This window comes from Novosphingobium rosa NBRC 15208, from assembly GCF_001598555.1.
Classification (GTDB): Bacteria; Pseudomonadota; Alphaproteobacteria; order Sphingomonadales; family Sphingomonadaceae; genus Novosphingobium; species Novosphingobium rosa.
Genome location: NZ_BCZE01000083.1, coordinates 20,451 through 30,414, shown reverse-complemented (window position 1 = coordinate 30,414; position 9,964 = coordinate 20,451). Strand labels below are relative to the sequence as shown.

Below are 9,964 nucleotides of genomic sequence, written 5' to 3'. Positions count from 1 at the left end.
AAAAATTGTCCCGCCGTTCGCTATTGGCTCGGCGGCGGCGAGAGGAATGGCGTGCGCGTATTGGGTGAGAGCGCGTCTTGAGGCAACGGCGGGGTGGGGGCGGCATCGCTCCAGAGAGGAGAGAGGGACCTTGAAGATTGTCGCCGGAAAAGGGTTTCCGAGCGATATTTGAAAGGTAATGATCATGAACATCGGTGAAATCTCAGTCCACAACGGCCGTCTGATGGGTTCGATCGCCACGCGTACCATCGATCTGCCGCGCATCGGCTTGCGCCCTGTCGAAAGCGAGAACCCGCGCGCTCCGAGGTATGAGGTCGTGGCACTTAATGTCGCCCGCCGCTGGGTGCAGATCGGCGCCCTTTGGGAAGCGGCCGCCAAAAAGTCCGGCGAATCTTTCCTGACCGGCAACATCGACGACCCCAGCCTGCCTGAACCTCTGCCGGTGGCGCTCTTCGGGAATGATCGCGACGGCTATGCGATTGCTTGGCGCCGCGACACGCTGCGTTCCGATGCACCCGGCGGTGGCTTTGGCTCCAGCAATTACGACAGCCAGAACCCGGATGGCGGCCGTGCCTTCGGTGGCGACGACGGTGGCTTTGGTGGCAGCACTGCCGGTGCGGATGGCTCGATGAGCCGTGAGCTGGAGCCGGCAGAAGACGACGATATCGCGTTCTAACGGAGAGATATCAAACCTTGGCAGGGCCGGGAAGCACAACGCTTTCCCGGCCCTTTTTTCTTGCCCAGATACGAGGGAACCATCCATCATGAACGACAACTCTTCGCCGCGCGTGAGCAGCTTTGCGGACCTGCCCACCCTCTACAAGGCAATCACCGCAAGCCCTGAATTTCAGCGCGCCTTTGGCGACCCCATTCCGCTTTCCATCATCGAACCAGGTGATGAGCCGGGCGAGCATACGATGCCCGAACCACTTGCGGCGCAGGCCGAGTGCGGCGCCATCGTGGCAACCATTTTCGACCTCTTTGCCGGAACGAGGCTGGAGCCGCTTGCCGCCGAAATCGCATGGGGCTTCGTCAACAGCTTCCACTTTGTGGCGAGCAAATTGGAGAAAAGGGAGGACACGCTCACCAATGAAATCCGCAGCCTTGCACGCCGCCCTGATCTCTCCGAGGTCTACAATCGGGAACTGGAGGAAAAGCAAATCCTCTGCCAATCGACCACCGAGCAGCGCGACGCTCTCGAGTGCATGCGCGACTATGCGGCAGAGATGTACCGCGCCCAATCAGGTTGGCCATGGTCTCCCGCCAAAGGTTCGCGGGCATCGAGCGCATCGACCGCGACGCAGATCGCGGTGCAGGACTTTCTACGGGAGCGCGCACTGGAAAAGCGGGAGCGCTTTGTACCGCAGGGCCCGATTATCGTCGCCTCCGGCCACGCGGAATGGCATGATTGGCAGCAGGTTTGGGCACGCCTCGACGCTATCCATGAGCGCATCCCGCATATGATGCTGGTGAGCACGGCCCAGCGCAAAGGCTTCGACGCCATCGTCGCGGCATGGGCTGCCAATCATAGCGTGCCATTGGTGGCTTACACCCTGTCCGGTTCGGGCCGGGCGGCACCCTTCGCGCGCAACCGTCGGCTGGCGGAACTGCATCCTGTAGAGGCTCTGCTGGGGGAGGGTTCAGGCATTCAGGCTAACCTCTATCAGGTCCTGCGTAAGGCGGGTGTCCCGATCCATGCTCTCCGCAAAGCCGATCAGGCGCCGCTGGCCAATGTGCCCCGGATCACCGCTCAACGTCAACGCCGGACCGCCTAAAACGGCAACAGCATATCAATCCTTGGTCGCCGGTGTATCGCGCCGGCCACCTGATAAGGAGACCGTCATGGCAATCCCTGACAGCCATCGGGCCAACTTCAACACCCTGCTGCGAGCTGCCCAATGCGGGGATCTCGCACTCATGGAATGCGCTGATGCCCATAGCGGGGAGCCTCGTTATGTAATCTGTGCCTTGGGGCGGGACGGCGAAGAATTCGCCTTCGTTCCCTTTGGTCACCTGCATAACGGCGATCCTTACGAGGATTATATTCCCCCTGTGCCGGGGGAGCCTGCGACGGGAGATGATACGGTGCGGTTATGACGAGCAAGCTCGCCATAACCTTCATTCACCATGATCGTCATGGCAGCATCGGTTGGCGTCAAGGACGGTGGGGGCCCCCCATTTTGCCTCGCAAAATCGTGACCCCCACCGCCGCTGCGCGGTCGCGTTCAGCGATCCTTGACTCCAGCCCTCACTGCCATGGTGTTTCAGGTCGCGCTTGAACACAGCATTCGACAATCAGGGGCATCGAGCCCCTGATTGTCGAGCCTCCTCTCTTCTCTCAAGTCCTCCAAGTGTGGCACGGGACCGCAGCGGCCTCAAGGACGGCGGGGCCCCACCATTTTTTTGGGCGGGTCTGGCATTGGGCTTGTTCTTCAACCTTGCTGGCCGCCCAAAAAAATCGTGACCCCCACCGCCGCTGACGCGGTCGCCTTCGGCGATCCTTGACCCCGCTGCTCAGAGCCCGTGCCGAAGAAGAGACCTCTTTCAATCCAGGAGGTTCACATGGCACAGGCATTCCGTTCCATTCGCAGTTTCGCAGAAATCGCTGAATTCGTCGCACAGGAGGGAGCGATGCTCACTGATGACTTTTCACAGGCCTTCACCGAAACCGTCGAGGGCTACCGGATCAGTACAGCCGATGACATGGCAAACTGCGACATGCCCGACGCCCTGCAAGTCCAGCTCGCGACCGAAATGGTGATGCGGACGCTCTTCGATGTCCTGCGCGATAGCCGCCTTGAAAGCATCGCGGATCGGCTGGCGTGGGGGTTCGTCCACGCCTTCCATCGCGTCGGGGAACAGCTTGATGGCGAGGCCGACAAGGCAGCGATGAAGGTCAAGAGCCTGATCCGGGATGCCGATGGCAGCGAGGTGATGATGAGCGAATTGGAGGACGCGCAAGTTCTCTGCCAGTCGCTGGATGAGACGCGCGATGCTGTGGCCTGCATGCGCGATTATGCCGCAGCAACCTTCCATGCCGAAACCGGGCGCCCGTGGTCATCACCGCGCGGGTCGCTGGTATCGAGCAAGCGCACGGCGTCCATCATCGCCGGGCAGGACTTCCTTGCTGCCCGCCGTCAGCGCCGCATCGACGCACACCACCCGCAGGCGCCGATGGTCATCTTCTCAGGCGGCGCGGACGGATGGTACGACCACGCGCTGATCTGGGACAGACTGGATGGCATTCGCGCGCGCATCCCGGCGATGGTGCTGGCGACGACTGCGCAGGAACGGGGCTGTGATGCGATGGCCGCGGCGTGGGCAGCAAGCCGCGGGGTGAGGGTTATAGCCTTCACCCTCAAACGCAAACTGGGCAAGCAGGCCGGGTTTCATCGCAACGACCAACTCCTCGAATTACGGCCGGTCGAGGCGGTGGTCGCCCAAGGATCCGGACTCCAGTCGCATCTCGCGAGGGGCGTTAGGGCGAAGGGGATCCCGGCTCATTTCATCACACTTGCCAGTCAGCGCCAGATTGGCGGGTGAGCCTATCCGAAAGGAGCGGTCCGGATGTCCGGGCCGCTCCTCTCTTTTTGTTGCGGGGGAAGGTCGGTCTTGCTCAGGGACCCATAAACGGGTCCGTCGCAAGACCGATGCGGGATCGCTCCAAGGAGCAATCCCGGCCTCCTGCGCGCGGCTCCGCCGTGCTCGTCGCTGGGACGCCCTGCGGGCGATATTGACATGATAGGAGTATCAGGACTTGACGCCAGGCAAGGCCTTAAGAGCGGTGACCGCGACAGCCCCTCCAACCCGAATGCCTTGCGTCACGATCTCCCGCAACTCACGCTCACTGAGCATTTCGACAGGCAGGTCTCGGAGTTGATCGAGGTACTTTGCTCGCAGAGCACCTCTCGCCTTTTCGACCTCTTCGGTCGTCCGGCGCTGCCTATCCACCAGTTCGGCAAGGCGGTCGCGTTCGGTCAATTTGGGCATAGCATCATCCTTCTCATGATGATCTGCCCGCCACCTCAGCCATATTGGAAGCAATCTATATGAGCGCAATCCCTGAACCGCAAAAACGAGAGATCAGGTGCTCGAATGTGTTGAGCCGGCGTTCCGCCGGAAAGGTCAAAAAAGACCCCTGCCGGGGGAACACCCAGATGTCGTTTGATGAACGCAGCGGGCAGGCCGCTGCGCAAGGGTGGACGCACGGCGCGAGGCCGTAATGTAATGCACCGTACGCACGGGTGCTGCCGGCTTTTCTCCGGCAATTTCATTTGATTACGCTGTGATGCGTGGACCACACTTGACCTGATTTTTGTACCACAGGCATCACAGCGTGGTGGCGCGTGAAAGTACGTTTTTGATATTAAGACGATTATTCTGTGAGACACGCATCACGAGGTATTTCGTGTCATCTTTTGACCCTTTGCCAGCCTACTGAACACGAAGCGATGTAATACCCGGATGACGTTGGCACACACATGCTGTTGGCAAGAGTGCAACGATCCTCTATATTGCTCTTGCTTCACCAACCTGGCGGAGGCTTCTTTCCCGGAGCTTCCGCATGCCAAAACTCAACATTCGGCTCGACGACGCGCTCTATGAGCAGCTGAGCAAGCGCGCCTATGGCGCCAACCTTACCTTCTCCGCCTTCTGCCGTAGCATCCTTGCGCAAGCCAACGATCCGCAAGGTCGCTACGTTTTTACCGCGCAGGACGAGATCCTCGCAACCAACATCCAGATACTCTCAATCCTTGCGACATTCGTCGGTCGCCAGTCCACCGTAGCCCTCGAAAAAGGGCTGGAAGAAGCCCGCGCCATTCTCGCCGAACGGGGACTTCTGGCCGAGGTGAAAGTGCCATGAGTATCTTCCGCAACGACACGGTCGGCTCATGGACCCGAGGGGGACAGGCGATCGTCCATAACCTCCGAATGACGACGCAGGTCTTCTTTCAGACCATGATGGCCGGGCTTGCGATCTGGATCATGGGCATCCTTTGGTATGCCCTGGAGAAGTCCACGGAGTACGAGCGCTTCGTCCTTGTCAAATTGGCTGAGGCAGCAATCAAGGTTGACGCGGCCCAGGGCACCAATGATCCGGTCCAGTTCCGTACTCCAGATGGACATCCCTACTGGACCTCGGCCGACTGGCTTGTCGCCTCGCGGCTGGCCAAGGATACGCTCCATCGGTTTGAGGTTTACTTCCTCCATGGAGCTCTGATCTCGGGTATCTTTGCCCTTTGTGCCTTGGCTTATGCCTGGTTCTATTTCACCCGGACGGGAAAGGGGCTGGGCTCAAATGAGTACCTACGCGGCGCCCGCTTTGGTACCATCCGGCAGGTGAAGCGGGCACTGGCGTGGGAGCGCAAGGGCGCCTTCACGATCGGCGGCGTGCCAGTTCCAGCCGCTTACGAACCGGAGCATGTCCTGCTCTGTGGGGCGCCGGGCACGGGCAAGACCAACATCATCGTCAAGATGCTGGCCGGCATCAGAACGCAGGAGAAGCGGGCCATTGTCTATGACACGGCTGGGACCTTTGTAGAAAAGTTTTACCGCCCTGAGATCGACACGCTGCTTAATCCGCTCGATGAGCGAACCGCCCATTGGTCGCCCTGGGTCGATGTTCCGCAAGACTACCATTACGACCAGATCGCGGAGTCCACGATCCCGGAAAAGCATGGCGATCCCTTTTGGGCTAAGGCCTCGCGTGGGACGTTGGTGGCGGTCCTGCGCAAGCTTGCGTTGCAAAAGCACACTTTCATTTCGGTGCTGCTGCACCGGCTTTTGCGGTCACGGTTGAAGGACCTTGCAACTTTCGTTGCCGGCACCGATGCTGCGGCCTTTATTTCACCGGAAGGGGAGCGGACATCGGCTGGTATCCAGGCAGAGCTGGCGTCTGTCATGCGCAGCTTCGCCTACCTGGACGATACCGAGGACGGCTTTTCGATTCGGGACTGGGTCGAGAAAGGCAGGGAGGACAGCTGGCTCTTTATCACCGTAAAGGCTGATCAGCTTCCCTCGCTTCGACCGCTGATCACCGTCTGGCTCGACATCGCTATCAGCGCGATCATGAGCCTCAAGCCCGATCGAGACAGGCGGCTTTATTGCGTGATCGATGAGCTGCCGACCCTTCAGAAGCTTCCATCGTTGTCAGATTTTCTGGCCCGCGCCCGGAAATATGGCGGCTGCGGCATCCTGGGTTTCCAGTCCTATCCGCAGCTAGAAGCGACCTATGGCATCCAGGATGGCGCGGCCATCACAGGCTATTGCTCGACCTGGGTGGCCCTGCGTGCAAATGATACGCCGACAGCCAAGCATGTTTCGGAAAATCTGGGCCAGGTCGAGCAGATCGAGGCCAACGAGGGCATGAGCTACGGCGTCAATGATATGCGCGATGGCATTAATCTCTCGCGCATGCAGGTCACCCGTCCGCTGGTGATGTTTACCGAGGTGACCAATCTCCCCAATCTCACCGGCTATCTACGCTTCGGCCGAAACCAACCTGTCGTCCGGTTCGTCGATACCTATAATGTCCAGCCCGATCTCGCTCCCGGATTCGTCGAACGCGCGAGTGGAGCGACGCAGCATCCCACCGCTCAGCATCTCATCAAACTCGCCAAGGCCGAGGGCAGGATGCGGGATGCAGCCGAACGGGAGGCGGATCACGAGCCCCCTGCGCCTACCCCCGCTTCTATGGCGCGGGCACGCCCATCCTTGCCGCCTTCTCGCAAGGTGAAGGTCAAGCCCGCTGATAATCAGGCCAATCTGTTCGGGAACAAGGACGGGTCGAAAGAGGGAACCGGCCAGAACGAGGAGCCATCGACCGCCCCACCGCAGGTCCGGGTCGAGCAAGATCTTCCGGTAGACCAGATCCTCGAAACCCCAGTTGAGGATCTCCCCATGCCGACCCGGCAGATCTGGGGGATGATGATCCTCCGCCAAGGGCAGATCAGATCTCCTTTGGTCCAGCATGGGCGTGCCGATGGACCTCGTAAGAAGGCGAAACCCGCATGATCCATCCTGTGCGCCTAAAAGGCACTCCCGCCAACATCGGCCGCTATTATACGGTGGGAGATTACTACACGAAGGGTGGTGACGAGCCTGCGGAATGGGGAGGTGCGCTGGCTGATGAGCTGGGTCTCTCGGGTAAGGTCGATGGTCACACTCTCAAGGCGCTCCTTGCTGGAAAAGTTGGAGAGCAGCAGCTGGGGCGCCGCAGAAAGGATGGCAAGATCGAGCATCATCCCGGGTGGGATTTTGCCGTCAACGCGCCGAAGTCTGTGTCGATCATGGCACTTGTCGTGGGCGACGAGCGTATCCTGAACATTCACGAAAAAGCGGTCGGCAGCGCTCTGGCCTATCTCGAAGAGCATGCGGGCCTGCGGCGGCGTAATGACGGAGAGATCGAGCATCACACCACCGGAAGGCTGCTCTTTGCGCGCTTCACCGAGCATGCCAGTCGTGAGTTGGACCCGCATCTCCATACCCATGTTGTCGTGCTCAACATGACCAACGAGGGGGGCGGTCAACGTATGTCGAGCTTGGAAACCAGGGCAATGTTCATCGAGCAGATGACCGCTGGGCAGGTCTATCGCAACGATCTTGCGCACGGTCTGAAGGAGTTGGGCTACGAGATCGATTATGATCCACGTTCCGGCCTGTTCGAAATCCGGAATGTGCCGAAAGATCTCATTCGCAACTTTTCCAGGCGGGCTGAGCAGATCGAGGCTCATGCCAGTCAGCATGGACATGAAGGACAGGCAGAGAGACGAAAATCTTTCTACGCTACCCGTCCAAAAAAGGAAAAAGGGACCTTGGAAGGGCTCCACCGGCAATGGGAGCGAAGAACGCAAGGTCACAGTGAAACCCTTGGTCTCGTGAGGGAAGCCGTCGAGCAACGTGGCGAGCGCCCCCTCCCGTCTGATCCTTCTCGCGTCGCTCGATCTATGCTTTTTGGTATCCGCAACTCCGAGAACCGGGAAGCGGTAAACAATTTAGGCAGACTGCTGCGTGTTGGGCTCGCGAGTGAGGTGGGAGCGGTGCGTCTCAGGGATGTCCGGCCACTTGTTGATGAACATGAGCGACGACGCAAATTGCTTTCCACCCATAGGCCGACGGGTGATGGCATCCTCGTCAGGGGCCGCACAACTCGCGCCACGGCTCGGCTGGAACTGGCGCTGACACAGCACCTAGCTCTTGCAATAGACGACGCCCGGCCCATCGCTTCATCCGACCGATTGCTGGAGGCTTTGGAAACCTCAGGGCTCAATCGAGACCAGGAAAAGGCCCTCGTGCAAGTGGCTCTATCTCATGATCGCTTGAATGGCATTCACGGAGTTGCTGGGTCGGGGAAGTCGACCCTCGTCAAGGTGCTGGTGGACAATGCCAGACCATTGACGACTATTATTGCTCTTGCTCCCACATCCTCTGCCGCCGCTGAGCTGGGAGGCAAGGCGGGTATCGAATCTCGAACAGTGGCAAGCATGCTGGCCGGCGGTGGAAGGGGGCTCACGCCCGACCATGTCCTTGTCGTCGATGAGGCGGGGCAACTCAGTAATCGACAGGCACACCGCATTCTTGAGTTGAGCCGCATCAGCGGCGCACGTGTGCTGCTGCTGGGCGATAACAAACAGACGGGAGCCATCGAGCAGGGTAAGGCATTTTGGCTTCTCCAGCAGCTCGGAATGCCGACGGCACAACTTCCGACCGCGGTACGGCAGGAAACCCGCACCATGAAAACCGCCGTGGCAGCAGCGAGAGCTGGGAATTATGACACGTCTATCGCGTCTTTGGACCGGGTCATAACAGACGATAAGCCGGAGGATCTCGTAAAATCTCTGGTTGCTGAATGGAGCTATCTCAATCCAAGGAGCAGGGCGGGCACGAACATTCTTGTGCTCGACAACGCCACGCGCTTGATCGCGAATAGTCTCGTCCGAAAGGTATTGAAGAAGGAGGGCGTAGTTGCTGCCGAGGAAACTCGCTTGGCGGTACTAAGCCCTGCAGGGATGAGTGACGAGGAGAAGCGTGTCGCTCGCTTCTATTCTGGTGGTCAGGTGGTGTCCTTCGCCCGAGATAACGCTGGGCTGGGCATTGCCCAGGGCGCCGAATATCGGGTGGTAGGCCTCGGCCGTGACGATAATGGCCGGCAAATCGTGCGTCTGGTCGACGAAAATGGTCGGATTATCCGTTGGGATCCGCGTCTCGGTTCGGTTCGCCAAGTAAATGCCTTCAAGGCTGAAGAGCGCGAACTTTCGGAAGGTGATCGGATCCAATGGCGTTTAGTCAACCGCGAGTTAGGGCTCAAGAATGCTGAGCGCGGAACTGTCGAAAAGCTAGTTGGGCCCGTCGCTACGATCCGATGGGACCGCGAAAATCGAGTGATCGACGTCGACCTTTCAAAGCACAAGACCTGGGACCACGGCTATGCGGAAACTGTATATTCCGCGCAATCCAAAACCTACGATCGCGTCTATGTGCTGGCACCGCTCGGGTCAGGCCTGGTGAACGGGCAAAACTATTACACCGCAATCACACGGGCCCGCTTCGGGGTAAAACTCTGGACCCAGGACGCCGCAAAGCTTGCGGCCAAGCTCACTGAGCAGAGTGGCGAAAAGGCGTCGTCGCTAGAGGGCTTGGGGCGTCTCGAGCGTGATAGCGCAAGGCAGTTCGCCGAAAGGCACAAGACCAGCTTGCAGCGTTCTCGGGACGAGCAACATCAACTCAGGCAGGAACGCAACGGTCAAATTTTGCAGAGGGGAAGGGCGGGGAGATCGATCCACGCCAACGGCATAGCCGACCGCATCGCTGATAGAACATTGGCACTTGCTGTCCATCTTGAACGGGTGCTGGATCGAATCGTCACCCGCACAGCCCCCGGGGAAGACGGTCCTACCGCACCGGAGCGAACACACAATCCAACAGCCCAGCCGGAAAAAGATCGCGGGCCAGAGCGGTGACTAGG

The 9,964-nt window shown here is 59.6% G+C and carries 9 protein-coding genes; 7 read left to right on the top strand and 2 right to left on the bottom strand.

Features of this window, described 5'->3' with window-relative positions; genetic code table 11:
• Positions 1-192 (bottom strand): hypothetical protein (locus SR3_RS32265; protein ID WP_218018886.1); only part of this gene is annotated, 192 nt, incomplete at its 3' end.
• On the opposite strand from SR3_RS32265, the gene SR3_RS25215 reads away from it, so the two are divergent.
• The 4 genes from SR3_RS25215 to SR3_RS25205 all read left to right on the top strand — a co-directional run bounded on the left by SR3_RS25215 (position 185) and on the right by SR3_RS25205 (position 3,543).
• Positions 185-676: a DUF736 domain-containing protein gene (locus SR3_RS25215; protein ID WP_068092377.1), complete on the top strand. Its 492-nt coding sequence runs from the start codon at positions 185-187 to the stop codon at positions 674-676. The two genes, SR3_RS32265 and SR3_RS25215, sit on opposite strands and share 8 nt — an antisense overlap.
• Before the next feature lie 88 nt (positions 677-764).
• Positions 765-1,775, top strand: a complete 1,011-nt coding sequence (locus tag SR3_RS25210) for a DUF2493 domain-containing protein (protein ID WP_157099101.1) — start codon at positions 765-767, stop codon at positions 1,773-1,775.
• Between the two features lie 67 nt (positions 1,776-1,842).
• A complete protein-coding gene (locus SR3_RS30905) occupies positions 1,843-2,097 on the top strand; it encodes a DUF6117 family protein (protein WP_084455908.1) in 255 nt (84 codons plus the stop codon).
• Positions 2,098-2,562: 465 nt separating this feature from the next.
• Positions 2,563-3,543 (top strand): DUF2493 domain-containing protein, encoded by a 981-nt coding sequence (locus tag SR3_RS25205; protein WP_068092349.1) that lies wholly within the window; start codon positions 2,563-2,565, stop codon positions 3,541-3,543.
• Between the two features lie 207 nt (positions 3,544-3,750).
• Here the strand turns inward: SR3_RS25205 and SR3_RS25200 are convergent, their stop codons facing one another.
• Positions 3,751-3,990: a hypothetical protein gene (locus SR3_RS25200; RefSeq protein ID WP_068092346.1), complete on the bottom strand. Its 240-nt coding sequence runs from the start codon at positions 3,988-3,990 to the stop codon at positions 3,751-3,753.
• Positions 3,991-4,564: 574 nt separating this feature from the next.
• Here SR3_RS25200 and SR3_RS25195 point away from each other — a divergent pair.
• From SR3_RS25195 to mobF, 3 genes are read left to right on the top strand one after another with little or no spacing between them, the layout of a single operon-like run.
• Positions 4,565-4,864 carry a CopG family transcriptional regulator gene (locus SR3_RS25195; protein ID WP_068092343.1) on the top strand — a complete coding sequence of 100 codons (300 nt, stop codon included), beginning with the start codon at positions 4,565-4,567 and terminating at the stop codon, positions 4,862-4,864.
• A complete protein-coding gene (locus tag SR3_RS25190; RefSeq protein ID WP_068092336.1) occupies positions 4,861-7,014 on the top strand; it encodes a type IV secretion system DNA-binding domain-containing protein in 2,154 nt (717 codons plus the stop codon). Before SR3_RS25195 ends, SR3_RS25190 begins: the two co-directional genes overlap by 4 nt.
• The gene (gene mobF, locus SR3_RS25185; RefSeq protein WP_068092334.1) at positions 7,011-9,959 is read left to right on the top strand and encodes a MobF family relaxase; all 2,949 of its coding nucleotides are present in this window, start codon (positions 7,011-7,013) and stop codon (positions 9,957-9,959) included. Before SR3_RS25190 ends, mobF begins: the two co-directional genes overlap by 4 nt.
• Positions 9,960-9,964 lie beyond the last annotated feature (5 nt).